Below are 17,679 nucleotides of genomic sequence, written 5' to 3'. Positions count from 1 at the left end.
GTTGAACTGGCTGCGTTTTGGTTGCGTTGCGAAGTGGGGAGTGGGGAGTGGGGAGAACCTAGACTCAGATTGCTCCCTATCCCTTTATCCCCCTATCAGATTGATTGTTGCCGGGTTACTGATAACTCGGAGCCATACCAATCGTTCCGGCATACACCGCACGATCGCCCAATTCATCCTCAATCCTCAGCAAGCGATTGTATTTCGCTACCCGCTCACTGCGACAGAGCGATCCGGTTTTAATTTGTCCTGCGCGGGTCGCGACTGCCAAATCTGCGATCGTCGTATCTTCCGTCTCACCGGAGCGATGGCTGATGATCGAGCGGAATCCATTTCTTGCGCCTAAATCGATCGCTTGCAAGGTCTCGGTCAACGATCCGATCTGATTCAATTTAATCAGAATTGAGTTGCCAGCTTTCTGCTCAATGCCTTTTTGCAAGCGCGTGATATTCGTCACGAACAAATCATCACCTACAAGCTGACACTTGCTGCCGATCTTCTCCGTCAGCAATTGCCAATGCTGCCAATCATCTTCGTGTAAACCATCTTCGATCGACACGATCGGATAGCTGCTGACCAATTGCGCTAAATAATCCACCATTTCCGTTGGTGCATGAGCCGTTCCATCGTAGGTGTATTGCCCATTTTTATAGAACTCACTCGCCGCCACATCCAGCGCCAGCGCCACTTGTTCACCCGGCTTATATCCCGCTTTCTCGATCGCCAGAATTAATAAATCAAGCGCCGCCTGATTCGACTCTAAATTCGGCGCAAATCCGCCTTCATCGCCTACGCCTGTCAGCAAACCTTTATCATGCAACACCTTGCTGAGTGAAGCAAAAACCTCTGCACCCCATCTCAGCGCTTCTCGGAACGTTCCCGCTCCCACTGGCACAATCATGAACTCCTGAAAATCCACATTGTTGTCTGCATGTGCGCCGCCATTAATCACATTCATCAATGGCACAGGCAAAACATTCGACAGCGGACCGCCCAAATACCGATAAAGCGGCAATCCCAAGGAATCTGCGCCAGCCTTCGCCGTTGCCAACGATACGCCTAAGATCGCATTCGCGCCCAAACTTGCCTTATTCGCAGAACCATCGATCGCGATCATCGTACGATCGATCAATTCCTGATTAATCGCATCCAGTCCAATCAATTTTGGAGCCAGCGTTTTTTCAACATTTTCAACGGCTTTCAGCACACCTTTTCCACCGTAGCGACTCTTATCATCGTCACGGAGTTCATGCGCTTCAAAACTTCCCGTCGATGCACCGCTTGGAACTTGTGCAATTCCATAGGCACCATTGGCAAGGGTAACTTCAGCTTCGATCGTCGGGCGACCGCGAGAATCAAGAATCTCACGAGCGCGGATGGATTCAATTGCAGTGTCTCGTGCATCAATCATTGGGATCAACCTTTATAAAGAGGGAGCAGAAAATAGGCAAATCGATTTTTGCCTTTGCTTAGAATACAGGCTATGGCGATAGGCTTGATAGTCTTGAATGTTTAAGTCTATGGCTTACGTAAAAGTCGGGAGAACAGGCACAGTCCAAAGTCCCGTCTCACCCGTTGCGATCGCGTCATCCAATCGTCAAATTTTCCTGACTGCGCCAGAGGATTTTCATCCTGATTCTCTATTGTGTTTGCAGATCTAAAGAGCTGGATTGCGTAGCGTAGAATCAGATAACGCTCGGAGATCTTCAATCTTATTTTCCTATGCAAACGTCTCGTGAATCGCTCCGCAAGTTTCCCCAACCGCTCGATCGAGTCGCGATCGCACTGATGCTCGCCACTGCCTTTTTGATCGGAATTCTGCTGCTGAGCGGCGATCGCAGTGCACCCAGAGTACGTGATTTTAATTGGCAAGGAAAACAAATTGGGGCAGACGATCGCGCCTTCCTGCTCACCTTTAGTCGCCCGATGGATCATGCCAGCGTTGAGAAAAATCTCCGCATCCAGCCCGAATTAAAAGGCAAAGTCAGTTGGGCAGGACGACGCATGGCGTACACTTTCGATCAGCCTGCTCCTTACGGAGCCGAATTCACAATTTCACTCGAAAGTGCCCGCGATCGCTTTAGTAAAGAAGGCTCAAGCAACGGCATTCTCCAACCCTTTCGCGAGACCTTTAAGAGCCGTGATCGCAGTTTTGCGTTTATCGGCGCAGAAGGCAATGAAACTGGGCGGCTGATTCTCTACAACATGACTCAGCAAGATAAAAAAGTCCTCACGCCGGAAAACCTGACTGTGATGGATTTCAAAGCGTATCCCGGCAATGACAAAATTCTATTTAGCGCGATCGAACGCACGAATCCACCGCAATCTCTTGCCGAACAGAAACTCTACACCGTGACAACGGGGATTCACATCAATGATCCGGTGCAGTTAGGCAGTGCCTCAACCTCCACCGCATCCGCTTCTCCCACTCAAGTCGGACAAATCACCGAGGTTCTAGACAATCGAGACTATCAAAACCTGAAATTCGATCTTTCGCGAGATGGCAGCGTGATTGTCATTCAGCGCTTGAGCCGTCGTGATCCCAATGATGCAGGCGCGTGGATTTTGCGAGAAGGGCAACCTGCACAACCGATCGATAATCGCCAAACTGGAGGCGACTTTCTGATCACACCCGATGGAGGATCGCTCGCGGTTGCTCAAGGACAAGGATTGGCAATTTTGCCCCTCAAACCCCAATCTGAACAATCTCAAGCTAATCCGCTCGATTTTCTTCCCAAATTTGGAACCGTGCTCAGCTTTTCGCAGGACGGAAGCGCTGCTGCCATGGTGAAATTCAACACCGACTACACGCGATCGATGTTCCTCGTTTCCCAAGGGGTGCAAAAAGAAATTCTCAAAATTCCGGGATCGATTATCAGTGCCGAATTTGATGCGAACAATCAATTTTTGTACTGTTTGCTGACCAATCTTCTTCCAGGCACAACCTTTCAAGAACAACCGTTCTTAGCCGCGATCGACTTGAAAGCAGCGCGAGAAGGCAAACCGATGGAACAGACCTTACGCCCGCTGGTCTTACTGCCGAATCAGCGCGAAACTACAGTTGATTTAGCACCTGACGGCAAAGCCTTAATTTTTGATCAAACTCAAGCAGACGATCGTGCCAAAGCTGAAGGCGGACAAGCAGTCGCCAACAGTAGACTCTGGCTCCTGCCGCTCAAAGACGATCTAACGGCTAAAACGCAGCCAGAAGAATTACCATTTGCTGGACTGCACCCGCGATGGTTGCCGTAGTTTGAGCTAAGTTAGTAAAGCAGATATTTCTCAATAAGCGCCCTTACATGAACATTCTGAGCAATCTTCTTCCGCAACCCTCGAAAAAACAGCGTCGGGGCATCGAACTCAAATCTCCTGAAGAAATCGCAATCATGCGCCAATCTGGGCGCATCGTTGCCACCGTGCTGAAAGAGATCTCAGAAATGGTTCAGCCAGGAATGACCACTTGGGATTTAGATGCTCATGCAGAAAAACGCATCCGCGAAATGGGGGCGACTCCAAGCTTTAAGGGATATCACGGGTTCCCGGCTTCGATTTGTTCCAGCATCAATCACGAAGTCGTTCACGGCATTCCCAATAAAAAGAAAGTGATTCACAAGGGAGATGTGCTGAAAGTCGATACAGGCGCATTCTTTGAAGGATTTCACGGCGATTCTTGCATTACGATCGCCGTTGGCGACGTTCCCCCAGATGCCGCTAAATTAATCCATGTGGCTGAGCAGGCGTTATACAAAGGCATTGAAAAAGTGCGCGCCGGGGCATTTTTGCTCGAACTCGCGGGCGCAATCCAGGATTATGTGGAAGAAAATGGCTTCAAAATCGTGGAAGACTTCACGGGACACGGCGTTGGGCGGAATCTGCACGAAGAACCGTCGGTGTTCAATTTCAGAACCTATCAAATGCCGAATGTGAAGCTGAGAGCAGGCATGACATTAGCGATCGAGCCAATTGTCAACGCAGGCTCCAAAAATACGAGAATTCTGCCCGATCGCTGGACAGCGGTGACGGTAGATCGTTCTCTGTCTGCACAATTCGAGCATACGGTTTTAGTCACAGAAACCGGATACGAAATCTTAACCGATCGCAATTTGGTCTAATCTCATGCGCGTTATTGGGCTAATGAGTGGTACGTCCGTCGATGGAATTGATGCGGCACTTGTTGATATTTCTGGCTCGACCGAGGATCTGCAAGCGACGTTAATCGCAGGCGCAACCTATCCCTATCCAGCAGACCTGCGCGATCGCATTCTCGCAGTCTGCGGAGGTGCGCCGTTGTCGCTGGCGGAACTTGCAGAACTCGACGACGCGATCGCGACCCAATTTGCCCAAGCCGCGCTGAAAATTCAAGCTAATCAAGCTCCGGCTGTGCTGATTGGCTCACATGGTCAAACGGTCTTTCATCGTCCGCCAAATGCTCAACTCGGATACAGTTTGCAGATCGGCAGAGGGGAGGTGATCGCCCATCAGACCAAAATTGCGACGGTGAGTAACTTTCGGGCGGCAGATATCGCGATCGGGGGTCAGGGCGCGCCGCTAGTTCCGCCGATTGATGCTGCATTGTTAAGACATCCAATCGAGCATCGCTGTGTGCAAAACATTGGCGGCATTGGCAATGTCACTTATCTGCCGCCGCTCAAAGCTGACCTGCCGATTCGAGGATGGGATACGGGGGCTGGCAATATGTTGATCGATTTAGCAGTTCAACGATTTTCCGAGCAAACGTATGATCGCGATGGAGCTTGGGCTGCCCGTGGCACTCCAAATCTAGAACTTGTCGATCGCTGGTTACAACAAGACTTTTTCCAACAACCGCCGCCCAAATCTACGGGGCGCGAACACTTTGGTGCAGCTTATCTCGATGCGTGTCTTGCAGACGCGTCTGGCTTAACTCAAGCCGACATCCTAGCAACCCTCACCGAATTTACCGCTGCCTCGATTGCCGAGAGCTATCAGAGATTTTTGCCGCAATTGCCCGATCGAGTACTCGTCTGCGGTGGAGGCAGTCGCAACACTTACTTAAAGCAGCGGCTGCAATTTTTACTGCCTGACAGCATCATTTGCACGACCGACGACCTGGGATTAAATGCCGACTTTAAAGAAGCGATCGCCTTCGCTGTGCTTGCCTATTGGCGATATCACGAGATCCCTGGTAATCTCCCGGAGGTCACAGGCGCACCAAAATCTGTTCTTCTAGGGGAAATTCACCACGTAGTATAGAAAGCGGCGTGATAGCATGTGGAGCCACCGATCTAAAACTTACCGTGAACCACACGTTTTTAATGCAACCCGGACGTTGGACGCTTCAAGGCAACTGGCTGGAGCGCGAAGAACTTCCGATCGCGGTCAAAGGCAGAATTCTCATCGCCTGGAGCCGCGATGATTGGTTCACAATGATTACGAAGCTCACCTTCCCCTATCACGATCGTGATGAAGTGACGTTGCAATATCGAGGACGCTTGAGTGCAGGCGATCGCCGTTATACATTCGTGCTTCAGCATAGCCAACTCGGACGGGTTGAAGGCGAAGGCTTGGTTGCACCGGAGTCGCTTGTGCAACGGCATTGGGTGTTAAGCGATCGCCAACAGCGCCGCAGTAGTTTTGAAACTCTGTATCGATTGAACGACGATCGCTATTATTTCTCAAGCACGACACTCACCGGACATCACCTGAACAGCACCATGGAAGCGACCTTAGAGCGGCAGGCAGAACAAAATACTTAAGTACAAGATTGTAGCTTCATAAAGTTATTACAAAATCGAAGCTGTCCATACTGAAAGCATCTTGTTCATCGATTCCCCTTCCCTGCATGGCTGACCCTAGAATTGGACAACTGCTCTCAAATCGCTACCAACTGATCCAACTGATCGGTCGTGGTGCGATGGGGCAAGTATACAAAGCAGAAGATGTCCTGCTCGGCGGGGTCATTGTTGCTGTGAAGTTTCTTTCACAGACGTTACTGACTCGCAAAATGCGCGATCGCTTCCGCAGCGAAGCTCGAACCTGTGCCTTGTTAAGTACAAAAAGTATGCACATTGTTCGAGTCATGGACTATGGCGTGGACGATCAAGAAGTGCCTTACTATGTGATGGAATATCTAGAAGGCAATAGTCTGAGTGATGTGATTGGGGTGCAGAATTTACCATTGCCGCGATTTTTAAGCCTAGCGCGCCAAATCTGCGCAGGGCTGCAATGCGCCCATCAAGGCATCACGATCGAGGGCACGACTTATCCGATTATCCATCGCGACATTAAGCCCAGTAATATTCTCGTCATTCAAGATCCAGGATTTGGGGAACTCGTTAAGATCTTAGATTTTGGCATCTCGAAGCTGTTGCAAAGTGATGCTAGCCAAACGAGTTCTTATATGGGCACGTTGGCATATTCCTCCCCGGAGCAAATGGAAGGGCGCGAACTGGATGCGCGATCGGACATTTATAGTTTGGGTGTGCTGCTCTACGAGATGCTGACTGGGAAAATGCCGCTCAAAGCAGATACGCATTCTTTTGGCGGTTGGTATAAAACGCATCATTTTCAAGCTCCAGAGCCTTTTGAAGCGATCAGTCCTTCAGCGAAAGTGCCAAAGATATTGGAGTCTTTGGTGATGAGTTGTCTGGCAAAATTGCCACAAGACCGCCCTGACACGATCGAAGATATTCTCAAAGCGTTGGAGCCGTTAGAACAACGCTACAATGCGACTCGTCAAATTAGTCATCGCATCGGGGAAGCGCTGCTCCGGCGACCTGTTGTGACACCGCCGAGAGATCCGAACGGTCTTTCGCCAGATGAAGCCTGTCAGTTAACGACTTGGCCTAAAAATAAACCGATCGCGCAAATTGTCTTTCCCCATATTCTCGAAACCAAGCGTGAGACTTCTGCAACGCTTTGGGTGATGTTATCGCAGCAAGAAATTGAGAACATTCAAATTGGGAAGCTCTACAATCAGTTTTTCAAAACCTTCTTGTGTATTCAATCCCCGCATCCAGTCATCATGTGGGTCACTGCGCTATACAATCAACTCCAGCATAAAGATGGCAATCCTCGCTGGCTCAAGTGTTTTCTGGATTTGAAGACCGAGCAAGGGCAAAAACTGACGCGATTACTGATCGAGAAAGAAAGCTACTACATCTTATTTTTTGCGATCGAAGATCCTCATCACTGTGCTTACGTGATGCCGTTACAGACAACACCAATGCAGCGATCGCAGTTGCTCGAATGGATGCTCGCGAGTCAAACTTGGGCATCGGTTGGCAATGCTGCTACGAGTAAAGAGTTGCTCAAAACCGAATTTGAGAAAGCAAAGCCAAAAATCATTGCAGAGTTAGCCAACCGCGATTCGCAGATTAAAACGCTGCTGCCTTAAGGAGCAGGAAACAATAAGATTGGATGCATACTTTGACGCAGGAGTTCAGCCGCAAAGCTTGGGATTGCGCCAAATGCATGATCGCTCAAATTAGAAGACAAGGCGATCGCGCTAATATCGTTTTCTTGGGCTGCTTGTAGAATTTGAGTCAGCGCATTCCCTTTACGAAGTTCAATTTCAGCTTGTAGTCCTGCTGCTTGTAGTTGTGCTTTCGCAGGCTCTAAGGTTTCAGTCAAGATCTGCTGTTCTTCTGCGGCTGAAAGTTCATAGTGTCCACTTTCAAGGACGCGACAAATCATACAAGCAGGAGAAGCATTGGCGCGTTTGGCAATTTCAGCGATCGTATGTTTGGACGCATCGCTGTCATCGTATGGAACGAGCAATTCTCGAAACAGATGCTGACAGCGTAAGCTCAATTCTTCGGAAGTCATGGCTGAGATCAACTGCGGACGAATTGCCAGGATGGGAATGGGAGATCGCTGAGCTAATTCTACCGTGGTACTGCCAAATAGCTTTTCTGTGAGCAGATTGCGGCTTTGAGTCCCCATCAAAATGACATCTGATTGATGCTTTTTGACTGCGCGAAGCATCACCTCAATCGGTTTCCCGCTTTCGACTTCGACTTGAACGTCAATCCCGGTTAGATTGTGCTCCAGTGCAGGAGCAAGTTGAGCCTGTGCGCGTTCAATTTTTGCTGCATCCGGTTTTGGCATACCCGGATCTGCCGCAATAGGCACACTGTGCAGAAAGGTAATTTGTTGTATTCCGCCCTGTGCAAGCTGCGGTACGAACCGCACGAGGCGCTGAAGACCGTCTGTCAAATCTGTGCAAATGAGAATTCTGTGAAACATAGGGAGTGAACGATCGCGGTGTTGCTTTTACTGTGCAACATTGGACGCAATCCGACAAGGTTTCGGTGATTTCTGTTGTGTCTTGCCTGTTCCTACTGAGTGCGACATCTTTCCACTTCACAGAATGATGTGAATTCGTTTGAATTAGGATGGCTTGGAATGGTCTTGCAATTCTTGAGGGTGGAGCACTTTGAGAAGTCAAGATCGCATGTTGCAAACGATAATATGCAAAATCCCCTCAGATCTGTGTTCACAAGATTGAGGGGATTCTGTATCTTCAAAGCTCGCTAAATTAGGGGATTTAGCGAACTGAACCGAACGACTGCGATGAGCGGATATTGCTATCCGATCGTCGTCCTGTCCGGCTTAGTCAAGCGCGTTTTTAACGCCACTCACTGCCTTATCAACAGCCTGTTTGGTGTTATCGATCGCTTTCTGAGTCCGAGATGCATCCTCGTTTGCACGCTTCTCGATCCGAGCTGCATCTTTTCGAGCTTTCTTCGCAAAGAAGCCGCCATCGGTGGCATCAGAAACCTTCGATGCATTGCTTCTCGCTGCATCTTTGACGGTCTCACGTGCTCCACGCACAAAGTTTTTGGTATTTGCCGTATCTTCACTCACTTTCGAGTGAACGGTATTCTCTGCATTCATCGGAGCCGCGATCGAGAACGCAGGACTCGCAAAAATCATCGCCGCAGCCAAAGCAAAACTCATCAACGCTTTCACAACATAGTTTAGTTTCATAGGATACACTCCATATGTAATTTCATCTTGTTGTACCTGGTTTGCGCTGTGGCTCAAATCGCTCGACCGATAGAGCTTAGAATATCTCAGGATGTAATCATTGACTCAACCAAGCGATCGCTTGTCGAATCCAAGCTTCGGTATCTGCTGATTTCGACAAGGCTGTATTCTGCCCAACTGCTTGCAACGCCTGTGAAATTTCTTGATCGGTATAGCCGAGCGCGAGTAGCGTCATTTCTACATCTTCGAGAATATTCGCCGCAGGTCCTGCACCCGGAGTCACGACAATTCCCGATTGTTGTCGCCATTCGGATAGCTTCGTTTTTAGCTCCAACGCAATCCGCTCGGCTGTTTTCGCTCCCACTCCTGGCGTTCGAGAAAGCAAGCGCGTATTGCCCGACACGATCGCTTGCACCAAGTCCTGCAATCCCAGAGTATCGAGCAACGCAACAGCTAACTGGGGTCCAATCCCGCTGACGCTCACCAATTGCCGAAATAGATCCCGCTCTGCTGCTGAGCCAAACCCAAACAACGTCACCTGATCTTCTCGCACATTCAAATGCGTAAAAATCTGCGCCTCTTCACCTTGACCTGGTAGAGATTGAATCAATCGCGGTACAACTTGAATGTCATACCCGATTTGATTCACCTCTAACGTCAAGGTGACGCGATTAGTGTTGGTTTTTTGAATTGCAGCGATCGTACCTTTAAGATAGCCAATCATAGAATTTTTACTGAAAGCCGAAGTATTTTAGCCCTTCTAAGATGCCAGCAGCACAATGAGATTGAGCCAGATAATGATGCGGAATCGGATGATCTCGATGCCAAGCGAGCAGTTCTGCTTGAGCATTGCCGACAATGATGCCGCGTTCTTCTCCGACCGCAAATAAAGCAATATCATTCCCCGAATCGCCACACACGATCGTTGCTTCAGGTGCAAAATTTAAGGTCTGCCGCACAAAGGTCAAAGCCGATCCCTTATTCGCATGACGGGGCAATATGTCTAAGTCTCTGCCGCTACTGTAAATCAGTTGTACGTCTAAACCTTGCTGGGTGAGCAGCGTATCGAGTTGTGGTAAAAGCTCGATCGATGCTTCTTCCGTCAAGAAAAAGCTAACCTTAAATTCGCTCTGCTCGGTATCCGGTTGCAGGACAAGATCGGCGAAATGTGCTGTGGTTGCTCTGACCTGTTCAACATTCCACCCGATTTTGAGCTTTTCTGACCAAGTTGCATCCGGCTCTCCTGCTAAATCTGTATAGATCGCAGTACCAACGGCGGCAATCAGCAAATCGGGTTCAAACAGCGGCGCTTCGGCTGCTAACTCTCGGTACAGCGCTAGCGATCGCCCGGTCGAATACACAATTTTGCTGCCGTGCGATCGCGCTTCTAGCAACCACTCATTCAAGGCTTCGTGAGCGAAGTCATCGCCCACCAACGTATGATCCAAATCAGTCACAAATAAAAACGGCGACACATTTCACCTCATAACTGCCACTGTACGAGTTTAGATCTCAACTGCAAAAATATCTTGATTCCCAAGATTGAGCTTTGAAATCCGAATTTCTTGTAGCGAAACTGCTCCTTCTTTGCGACCGTCTCCTAGAATCATTAGGCTGGCTAGATTATTTTTATGGTCATTGATTTTGGGCGGGAAATTTGCGGGGTTCTGCCGTCTGCGGAAACACGAGAATGGTTGGTCACAAACGGAATTGGTGGATTTGCATCCGGCACGATCGCAGGGGTTCTCACCCGCCGCTATCACGGACTCCTGATTGCAGCACTCAAGCCTCCCCTCGATCGCACACTGCTGGTGACAAAGCTGGATGAGTCCGTTCGATACGGTGAAGATGTTTACCCGCTCAGCACAAATCGTTGGTCAGATGGAATTGTTGGCCCGCACGGATACCGACATCTTGAACGCTTTTTTCTCGAAGGAACGGTTCCGGTTTGGCGATACGCTTGCGGCGATGCCATCCTCGAAAAACGCATCTGGATGCAGCAAGGTGAAAACACAACCTACGTTCACTATCAATTACATCGTGCAACACAGCCGTTAACGCTGACGTTCAAGACATTTGTAAATTATCGGGATTATCACGGTAATACCAATGGAAATGGTTGGCAAATGGAAATAGATGAAATTGAGCATGGTTTGAAGCTCTCTGCCTATCCTGATGCAACGCCTTTCTTTTTAATCTGCCGAGGTGCGAGCGTCACAGCCTTTCATGATTGGTACTACGGATTTGATTTAGCCGTTGAGCGATCGCGAGGACTCAGCGATCGAGAAGATCATCTGCATGCTGCAACATTTCAAACCACGCTCTATCCTGGTCAGTCGCTTACCTTCATTACGAGTACAGAAGCGAATCCGAATCTTGATGGCGAAACTGCCCTACGCGCCCAGCATAATCATGAACAAAGACTGTTTGACTGCTGGCGACTCGATCGCGTCAAACAAGTCGAAACCTCTCCCATTTGGGTGCGCCAACTGGTACTTGCGGCAGATCAGTTCATTGTGAATCGTGCTCCGAATGGGAAAACCATCATTGCGGGATATCCCTGGTTTGGAGACTGGGGACGCGATACGATGATTAGTCTTTCGGGCTTAACGCTAGCAACCGGACGAGTAGAAATTGCCCGATCGATTCTCTACACGTTCGCGCAATATCTCGATCAAGGGATGCTTCCGAATCGTTTCCCTGATGCTGGAGAAATTCCTGAATACAATACTGTCGATGCAACGTTATGGTACTTCATCGCGATTTTTGATTACTACAATGCAACCGAAGATCATGATGTAATCGATAATTTATTTCCCATGCTGTCTGAAATTATCGATTGGCATTGTCGTGGGACTCGGTACAACATTCACTTAGATTCAGCCGATGGCTTGCTGTATGCCGGAGAAGCTGGAACTCAATTGACCTGGATGGATGCCAAAGTTGGAGATTGGGTGGTTACGCCTCGGATTGGTAAACCGATCGAGGTCAATGCTCTTTGGTACAATGCGCTGCGAATTATGGCAAAATTCGCTCGGCAACTCGGGAAACCTTACCGAGAATATGACGCGATGGCAGAACGAGTGCTTGCCCGCTTTGAACGCTTTTGGAATGCAGAGGCAGGCTACTGCTACGATGTTCTCGATTCACCTGAGGGCAACGATGCCTCACTGCGCCCGAATCAGATTTTTACGGTTTCTCTGCCGGAAAGTCCATTGAATGTGAATCAGCAGAAAGGCGTGGTCGATGCTTGTTCGCGATCGCTGCTCACATCTTACGGATTACGATCGCTTGATCCACGCGATGCGAACTATCGAGGACGGTACAGCGGCGACTCAGTTCAACGAGATGGAGCTTACCATCAGGGCACAGTCTGGGGCTGGTTGATTGGATCGTTTGCGATCGCGCATCATCGAGTGTATGGTGATCCGGTCAAAGCCCGAGAATTTCTCGAACCGATGGCAAACCATCTGCGTAATCAAGGCTTAGGCAGCCTCAGCGAAATTTTCGATGGAGACGCACCGATGATGCCACAGGGGTGTTTCGCTCAAGCCTGGACGGTTGCAGAAGTCTTACGAGCTTGGATTACTTTAGCCAAGAGCTAAATCATCGATCGACAGAATGCATGAGCGAGGCTGTAATTCAGGCTCTCAATTCTCACAATTAAAGTTGGATTAGATTTGTTGGTACCGTTTCTAACTCTTGGCAGATTAGCATCAATGCCAGAAGACAGAGGGCGATCGTAGATTGAATTTCTACAGTAATAGCGTATCTATCATTACAAAAAATTCACATCTAACGACCTTCGAGGAGAAAAATGAATCTTTTACAACGCACCTTGGCAACCCTCAGTGCAACAGGTACAGCCGCATTGATGGCACTCCCTGTTTTCGCACAATCTGCTCCTACTGCTGCGGAGTGCTCAGCTTATATTAATGGTGGAGTTGGAGGTCCAGTGGATACTCAATCTTCTTCCAATTATTCCAATCAAACCTCGTCTTCTGGCGCTTCTAATCAGACCTCTCCTTCGAGCTACGATACGGCATCAAGCGGCATTCAAGGAAATACCTCAGTTCCACTCGGAAATGGTGCAGTTCCCCCTTCGCCTTCGAGTGTGAATCAATCTCCAAGTTCGACGAACATGGAGCAGTCGATGAATGCAGAAACGATTAGTTCGACTCAATATAATACAGTTCTGCAAGCCGCAGGCTCGCCTCAGCACCGTCAGTTTGATGCAAATAACCGCAGTGCTGCGATCGCATTCCGCAACAATGGTCCTGCTGGAACTTCAGGGCACGAAGCTATGATGAATCTCGAAGCTTACCGAGAAGGTCAGAACTTGATCGCATCGCGGAATTTGAATGAAACTGCGATTCGCACCTCGTCTAACCCGATTCCGGTTGCTTGTCTGCCTCGCTAGTAGCGGATTCGTGGATCAATATAAGCATTGATAATGTCGATCGCAATACTCGCGATCGACACAATTGCCGCAAAGAAAACGACAATGCCTTGCACCGTGGGATAGTCTCTTTGATTAATGGCTCGGTACAAGCGATTTGCAAGTCCCGGCCAAGAGAATGTCACTTCGGTGAGAATTGCTCCTCCTAACAACGCAGCCAGCGTCAGCCCCAGAATTGTAATCACTGGAATCATTGCATTTTTCAACGCGTGATTGATCAGGATTTTCGATTCTGGGATTCCTCTTGCGCGTGCCGCTTCGACATATTCGGCTTGCAAAGTCTGCCTAAGATTGACGCGCACAATTCGCTCAAAAATCCCACTAATCAGCACCCCTAAGGTGATCGAAGGTAAGGCGAGATAGTAAATCGCGATCGCAAATTGCTCGAAATTTCCACTCAGCAAACTATCAATCGTATATAAACCCGTGACATTCGTCGGCGGGCTGATCGTCACTGGGAATCGAGTCCCCAATGGAAACCATCCCAAACCGACTGAAAAAATTAGCTGCAAGACCATTCCAAACCAAAACATCGGAATGGAGTACGTAATAATGCCAAACAGCCGACCCGTCGCATCGAGTGAACTATTCGGACGTGAGGCAGAGATCGCGCCGACGGTTATGCCGACAACGAGCGCGATCGCTAAACCGACGATTGTTAGTTCAACCGTTGCCGGAAAGAACTTGCCAATAATTTCCCAAACTGATTGTCCTTGAGTCGTCAAAGACTTACCCAAATCGAAGCGCAAGAGCGCTCCAATATAATCAAAGTATTGAAATAGCAAAGATTTGTTCAATCCAAGCTGCGCCCGCAACTCGTCTTTTGCGGCTTGCGATGCCCGAGTGCCTAGCATGGCATCAACTGTATCCCCAGGCGTGGCTCTCAGCAGCAGAAATACGATCGTCGTAATCAGCCAGAGCATCAGCGGAGCCATCAATAGACGAGATAAAACGTAGTAGCGTAACGCACTCGATCGAGACATAGCTTTCTATGATTTTTCAACAACCTGGCTGCCATGACCTCGCGGATCGCTTGGCTTGGTTCCAACGGGCGATGAGAACGCCGAAGTTTGTCCAATACTCTGAGCGTGAGGTAAATCTGAACCAGAAGATAACGCTACCAGATTTTCTTCAATAATGGTGCGTGGTTGTTCCCCAATTGCTTGCGCGATCGCGGTTCCTTTGTCATTCAGATAAACGAAATGCGGAATACCATCGACGCGATACGACAAAATCTCTGGCAACCATTTCTCGTTATCCACATTCAGCATGACGAAATTAATGCGATCGCCGTAGCTATCTTTTAACGATTTGAGTTCGGGAGCCATTGCCTGACAGCTTGTACACCAATTGGCGTAAAACTCCATCAGCGTTGGGTTGCCATTGGTGAGTGCCACTTCCAGCGGAACTGCCTCGGCAGACATCGCATTCAGCGAAACGCCTGTAGTTTGAGTTTTCAGCCCAAGTGCGACGGCAACCGAAAGAGTGATTGCAACGATGGCAATAAGAAAGTTTCGGATACGATTTGGGGTTGAGGATTCCATGATTTCTGATATCAGCAATTTTCTATAGTTTACCGACCCTTTAAGACAGCATCGACGAATTCGCAAAATCCATTGCCTTCTTCTGCGATCGTTACATAAGTCGGCAAATGCTGAAGTTGATTCTGATAACGCTTCAGATTCGCAACTCCAATCGAGATGGGAAACTGGCTTGCATCAAATAAACTTTCGTCGTTGGGACTGTCGCCGATCGTGGCAATCTGTTCGCGATCGTAGTGGGTAAAGTCATGCTCTAAAATTCGGCTCAATCCCAATGCTTTGCTTTGTGCTACCAGTTTCAGGTGACATTGAATCGTGCTGTATGTGAAGCCCCAACCTTTGGTTTGGCACAGGAGATTGATGCGTTCGAGTTCTTCTAACGTCAAATCTGCCACATCAAATGTCCAATCTGTTCGCCGAAAGGCATTATCACTCGATTCTTGCAGATTAGGAAAATGAGTCTGCAACTCGGCAAACATCTCTGCTAATTTCTGACGATGCAAATTCACATCGAGAATTGGGACAAGGAATTCTTGAGTTTCACCGCGATAAAACAAGCCGCCATTCTCTGCGATCGCACCCCAGATCGGCAAATAATTCGCTAAGCTGCTCACCCAACCTGCCGATCGCCCCGTCACCACAAGGATTTGAATTCCAGCGTGATGGCATCGATCAAAGGCTGCTAACAGTTTCGTGCTGAATTTTTCCTGAATGGTCAGCGTTCCATCCATATCTGTTGCAATTAATCGAATTCGGTGTAAATTTTCAGCACAATCGAGTGGTGTCATTTCAAAAAAATCCTGACTTGATTTGTGTACAAATTATCAAGTTCCCAGTGACATCGGGGCATTCTGGAATCGACCACCTCTTCCTGTAAAAACGTCTTATGTCGATGGTGTCCCCCCTTTTGGCTCAGACTGCTGCAAAGCCTGTCAAAACTCAATCTGCATCGAGTCAGCCTGCTCGTCCGAATTCTCCTGCTGGCGGTAATGTTTGGATGATGACCTCCGGCGGGCTGTTTTTACTGCTGATCGTTTTAGGGGTTTTCTCGACACTGCAGGCGAATAAGCTGAAGAAACAGGTGAAGTTTGAGATCGTTAAAAATCGCGAAATTCAGAAAAAGCTGAAATATGCGGTGGAAATGATGGGGAAAATGGAGCGCAACCCCGATCTGATTCACTCGCGTGAATTTAACCTCGACTATCTGCGGATGAGAATGGCAGAAGAGGTCTTCCATTTCGCGATCGTCAATCAAATCAAAATCAGAGTCAAAGACAAAATTACATTGGCACTCCGCCCGACTCAAGCAAATCAGGGAGAAATTGGAATTGCGAGCACAGGTCGCCAAGTCGATGAGATCTTTGATGTCTTGTACAAATCTGGCGAATCGGCTCAATCGACTCGCGTCCTGTTTCGGATTCAAATCAAAATTCTCAAACTTCCAACTCAGCCGACTTCTGTGACGATCAATCAAATCATTGATTGCTTTGAAACCTTCCTCAGCCCCACGCATGAAAATGATACGTGGCAACCTGCGATTCAAGGCAGAATCGCGAACATGCGCTGGGATCAAAATGCAAAACCCACGCCGCTCCTAGTTTTAGAACAGACTCAAGAAGGCTCGAACGTCACCTTCAGAACAAATCGCATCGCGAGTAAAAACTAGGCTTCTAAAGTAGTTTGAATTTTCAGGATTCCAGAGCTTCCGTCTTTACTATTCTTATCCTCGATCGCTTGCTGCTGTCGTTCTGAGCTAGCGCGCGCTAATAGCGAATATTTTCCAGCCTGAGTTGGTTTCCACAGATAGCGCCACAATGTCCATTCATGCGGCGATTCTGGACGATTCTGCTCGGCAGCTTGCCAGGTTACACCGTCATCTGTACTGATTTGAATTGACGTGATCGCAGTCGATCGATCCAAAGCAACGCCTGCTAGTAAAACGCCTTTTTCCCAGTTATCGCGGGTGAGTTTGACTTGATGCTGCTTGTTCCAGACTCTAGAATCGTGAACTTGCCGCATCAACGAATGAGTTGGGATTTCGGCAGTATTCGACCAGCCTTGATTCTCCCAAAATCCGGTCTTCGTTTTGGCGATCGCATCAATTCCGACGATCCATTTCGGTTGCTTCTGCCCAAAATGTCCCGGAATGATAATCCGAACCGGATAGCCATGTGCTGCCGTTAAAGGTGTGCCATTCATTTGATGCACTAATCGCACTTCAGAACGCATTAATTCTGCAACAGGTAAAGTCGTTTCATACCAATCTGCGCCTTTCATCGCAAACTCGATCGCGCTTTTTTTCACACCTGCTTTCTGCAAAAACGGCAGCAATGGCGTACCTGTCCATTTCGCATTCCCGATTAAATTCCCACCTGCTGGATTGCCGATACATTCCATCGTTAGATAAAACTCTTCTTGCGGCGCATTGAGAATATCTTGAAAGTTCAAAGTCACAGGTGCATTGACTTCACCCCCAATCTTCAACTGCCATTTCTCAACATTCACCTGAGAAGGCAGTGCATAAGATTGCACATAAAATTCGCCAAGCGGCGTGATCAAATGATCGGGCAGGGCTTCAGCCGGATCCAGCGAAAAGAGTAAATCCATCGATTTAGCTTGACAGCCACCCAAAACACTTGCAGCAATCAGCCCGCCCGAAGTTTGACTTAATAATTTCAGAAGTTCTCGACGATTCACAACAAGCTCACA

At 48.5% G+C, this 17,679-nt stretch carries 18 protein-coding genes; 9 read left to right on the top strand and 9 right to left on the bottom strand.

The features are described from left to right. Nucleotides 1–115: 115 nt before the first annotated feature. The gene (gene eno / locus OU814_RS19980) at nucleotides 116–1,411 is read right to left on the bottom strand and encodes a phosphopyruvate hydratase (protein WP_017286988.1); all 1,296 of its coding nucleotides are present in this window, start codon (nucleotides 1,409–1,411) and stop codon (nucleotides 116–118) included. A gap of 109 nt (nucleotides 1,412–1,520) precedes the next feature. Here eno and OU814_RS19975 point away from each other — a divergent pair, with 109 nt between their 5' ends. From OU814_RS19975 to OU814_RS19950, 6 genes are all read left to right on the top strand, one after another. Beyond that, nucleotides 1,521–1,661 carry a hypothetical protein gene (locus OU814_RS19975; protein WP_268241891.1) on the top strand — a complete coding sequence of 47 codons (141 nt, stop codon included), beginning with the start codon at nucleotides 1,521–1,523 and terminating at the stop codon, nucleotides 1,659–1,661. Nucleotides 1,662–1,722: 61 nt separating this feature from the next. Further along, nucleotides 1,723–3,252, top strand: coding sequence for a hypothetical protein (locus tag OU814_RS19970; RefSeq protein WP_017286987.1), 1,530 nt, complete (start codon nucleotides 1,723–1,725; stop codon nucleotides 3,250–3,252). A 47-nt stretch (nucleotides 3,253–3,299) separates the two neighbouring features. Then, complete coding sequence (gene map / locus OU814_RS19965) at nucleotides 3,300–4,112, top strand: type I methionyl aminopeptidase (RefSeq protein ID WP_017286986.1); 813 nt, start codon at nucleotides 3,300–3,302, stop codon at nucleotides 4,110–4,112. Nucleotides 4,113–4,116: 4 nt separating this feature from the next. Next, on the top strand, nucleotides 4,117–5,232 hold the full coding sequence (locus OU814_RS19960; protein ID WP_268241890.1) for an anhydro-N-acetylmuramic acid kinase: 1,116 nt from the start codon (nucleotides 4,117–4,119) through the stop codon (nucleotides 5,230–5,232). Nucleotides 5,233–5,276: 44 nt separating this feature from the next. Then, nucleotides 5,277–5,735, top strand: a complete 459-nt coding sequence (locus tag OU814_RS19955) for a hypothetical protein (RefSeq protein WP_071596146.1) — start codon at nucleotides 5,277–5,279, stop codon at nucleotides 5,733–5,735. A gap of 86 nt (nucleotides 5,736–5,821) precedes the next feature. Next, the gene (locus OU814_RS19950; protein WP_017286983.1) at nucleotides 5,822–7,375 is read left to right on the top strand and encodes a serine/threonine protein kinase; all 1,554 of its coding nucleotides are present in this window, start codon (nucleotides 5,822–5,824) and stop codon (nucleotides 7,373–7,375) included. On the opposite strand, the gene OU814_RS19945 is transcribed toward OU814_RS19950, so the two are convergent. From OU814_RS19945 to OU814_RS19930, 4 genes are all read right to left on the bottom strand, one after another. Beyond that, nucleotides 7,372–8,226 carry a universal stress protein gene (locus tag OU814_RS19945; RefSeq protein ID WP_017286982.1) on the bottom strand — a complete coding sequence of 285 codons (855 nt, stop codon included), beginning with the start codon at nucleotides 8,224–8,226 and terminating at the stop codon, nucleotides 7,372–7,374. The genes OU814_RS19950 and OU814_RS19945 overlap by 4 nt on opposite strands. Nucleotides 8,227–8,592: 366 nt before the next feature. Continuing rightward, nucleotides 8,593–8,970 carry a hypothetical protein gene (locus OU814_RS19940; protein ID WP_268241889.1) on the bottom strand — a complete coding sequence of 126 codons (378 nt, stop codon included), beginning with the start codon at nucleotides 8,968–8,970 and terminating at the stop codon, nucleotides 8,593–8,595. A gap of 97 nt (nucleotides 8,971–9,067) precedes the next feature. After that, nucleotides 9,068–9,694, bottom strand: a complete 627-nt coding sequence (ruvA, locus tag OU814_RS19935) for a Holliday junction branch migration protein RuvA (protein ID WP_017286980.1) — start codon at nucleotides 9,692–9,694, stop codon at nucleotides 9,068–9,070. A 7-nt stretch (nucleotides 9,695–9,701) separates the two neighbouring features. Further along, nucleotides 9,702–10,445, bottom strand: a complete 744-nt coding sequence (locus OU814_RS19930) for a sucrose-phosphate phosphatase (RefSeq protein ID WP_268241888.1) — start codon at nucleotides 10,443–10,445, stop codon at nucleotides 9,702–9,704. 156 nt (nucleotides 10,446–10,601) lie between these two features. On the opposite strand from OU814_RS19930, the gene OU814_RS19925 reads away from it, so the two are divergent. Together OU814_RS19925 and OU814_RS19920 are read left to right on the top strand one after the other, a co-directional pair. Beyond that, nucleotides 10,602–12,575 (top strand): amylo-alpha-1,6-glucosidase, encoded by a 1,974-nt coding sequence (locus OU814_RS19925; protein ID WP_268241887.1) that lies wholly within the window; start codon nucleotides 10,602–10,604, stop codon nucleotides 12,573–12,575. Nucleotides 12,576–12,787: 212 nt separating this feature from the next. Continuing rightward, nucleotides 12,788–13,390, top strand: a complete 603-nt coding sequence (locus OU814_RS19920; RefSeq protein ID WP_268241886.1) for a hypothetical protein — start codon at nucleotides 12,788–12,790, stop codon at nucleotides 13,388–13,390. On the opposite strand, the gene OU814_RS19915 is transcribed toward OU814_RS19920, so the two are convergent. From OU814_RS19915 to OU814_RS19905, 3 genes are read right to left on the bottom strand one after another with little or no spacing between them, the layout of a single operon-like run. Then, entirely contained in the window at nucleotides 13,387–14,412 is a 1,026-nt protein-coding gene (locus OU814_RS19915; protein ID WP_268241885.1) for an ABC transporter permease, read from the bottom strand. The genes OU814_RS19920 and OU814_RS19915 overlap by 4 nt on opposite strands. 6 nt (nucleotides 14,413–14,418) lie before the next feature. Further along, on the bottom strand, nucleotides 14,419–14,973 hold the full coding sequence (locus OU814_RS19910; RefSeq protein ID WP_017286972.1) for a thioredoxin family protein: 555 nt from the start codon (nucleotides 14,971–14,973) through the stop codon (nucleotides 14,419–14,421). A 29-nt stretch (nucleotides 14,974–15,002) separates the two neighbouring features. Next, complete coding sequence (locus OU814_RS19905) at nucleotides 15,003–15,758, bottom strand: HAD family hydrolase (protein ID WP_268241884.1); 756 nt, start codon at nucleotides 15,756–15,758, stop codon at nucleotides 15,003–15,005. 98 nt (nucleotides 15,759–15,856) lie between these two features. On the opposite strand from OU814_RS19905, the gene OU814_RS19900 reads away from it, so the two are divergent. After that, nucleotides 15,857–16,636: a hypothetical protein gene (locus tag OU814_RS19900; protein ID WP_017286970.1), complete on the top strand. Its 780-nt coding sequence runs from the start codon at nucleotides 15,857–15,859 to the stop codon at nucleotides 16,634–16,636. On the opposite strand, the gene OU814_RS19895 is transcribed toward OU814_RS19900, so the two are convergent. Further along, nucleotides 16,633–17,667: a molybdopterin-dependent oxidoreductase gene (locus OU814_RS19895; RefSeq protein ID WP_268241883.1), complete on the bottom strand. Its 1,035-nt coding sequence runs from the start codon at nucleotides 17,665–17,667 to the stop codon at nucleotides 16,633–16,635. The genes OU814_RS19900 and OU814_RS19895 overlap by 4 nt on opposite strands. Between the last annotated feature and the right edge of the window lie 12 nt (nucleotides 17,668–17,679).

The sequence above is a fragment of the Leptolyngbya sp. GGD genome (assembly GCF_026735145.1).
GTDB classification, from domain to species: Bacteria; Cyanobacteriota; Cyanobacteriia; order Leptolyngbyales; family Leptolyngbyaceae; genus Leptolyngbya; species Leptolyngbya boryana.
Note: the sequence above shows the minus strand (reverse complement) of the source record. Positions and strands in the feature narration are given on the sequence as shown.

Excerpts from the sequence above, each read along its gene's own strand:
- eno (WP_017286988.1), bottom strand. The coding sequence starts at position 1,411 with ATGATTGATGCACGAGACACTGCAATTGAATCCATCCGCGCTCGTGAG.
- OU814_RS19975 (WP_268241891.1), top strand. The coding sequence starts at position 1,521 with ATGGCTTACGTAAAAGTCGGGAGAACAGGCACAGTCCAAAGTCCCGTC.
- OU814_RS19970 (WP_017286987.1), top strand. The coding sequence starts at position 1,723 with ATGCAAACGTCTCGTGAATCGCTCCGCAAGTTTCCCCAACCGCTCGAT.
- map (WP_017286986.1), top strand. The coding sequence starts at position 3,300 with ATGAACATTCTGAGCAATCTTCTTCCGCAACCCTCGAAAAAACAGCGT.
- OU814_RS19960 (WP_268241890.1), top strand. The coding sequence starts at position 4,117 with ATGCGCGTTATTGGGCTAATGAGTGGTACGTCCGTCGATGGAATTGAT.
- OU814_RS19950 (WP_017286983.1), top strand. The coding sequence starts at position 5,822 with ATGGCTGACCCTAGAATTGGACAACTGCTCTCAAATCGCTACCAACTG.
- OU814_RS19945 (WP_017286982.1), bottom strand. The coding sequence starts at position 8,226 with ATGTTTCACAGAATTCTCATTTGCACAGATTTGACAGACGGTCTTCAG.
- OU814_RS19940 (WP_268241889.1), bottom strand. The coding sequence starts at position 8,970 with ATGAAACTAAACTATGTTGTGAAAGCGTTGATGAGTTTTGCTTTGGCT.
- ruvA (WP_017286980.1), bottom strand. The coding sequence starts at position 9,694 with ATGATTGGCTATCTTAAAGGTACGATCGCTGCAATTCAAAAAACCAAC.
- OU814_RS19925 (WP_268241887.1), top strand. The coding sequence starts at position 10,602 with ATGGTCATTGATTTTGGGCGGGAAATTTGCGGGGTTCTGCCGTCTGCG.
- OU814_RS19920 (WP_268241886.1), top strand. The coding sequence starts at position 12,788 with ATGAATCTTTTACAACGCACCTTGGCAACCCTCAGTGCAACAGGTACA.
- OU814_RS19915 (WP_268241885.1), bottom strand. The coding sequence starts at position 14,412 with ATGTCTCGATCGAGTGCGTTACGCTACTACGTTTTATCTCGTCTATTG.
- OU814_RS19910 (WP_017286972.1), bottom strand. The coding sequence starts at position 14,973 with ATGGAATCCTCAACCCCAAATCGTATCCGAAACTTTCTTATTGCCATC.
- OU814_RS19905 (WP_268241884.1), bottom strand. The coding sequence starts at position 15,758 with ATGACACCACTCGATTGTGCTGAAAATTTACACCGAATTCGATTAATT.
- OU814_RS19900 (WP_017286970.1), top strand. The coding sequence starts at position 15,857 with ATGTCGATGGTGTCCCCCCTTTTGGCTCAGACTGCTGCAAAGCCTGTC.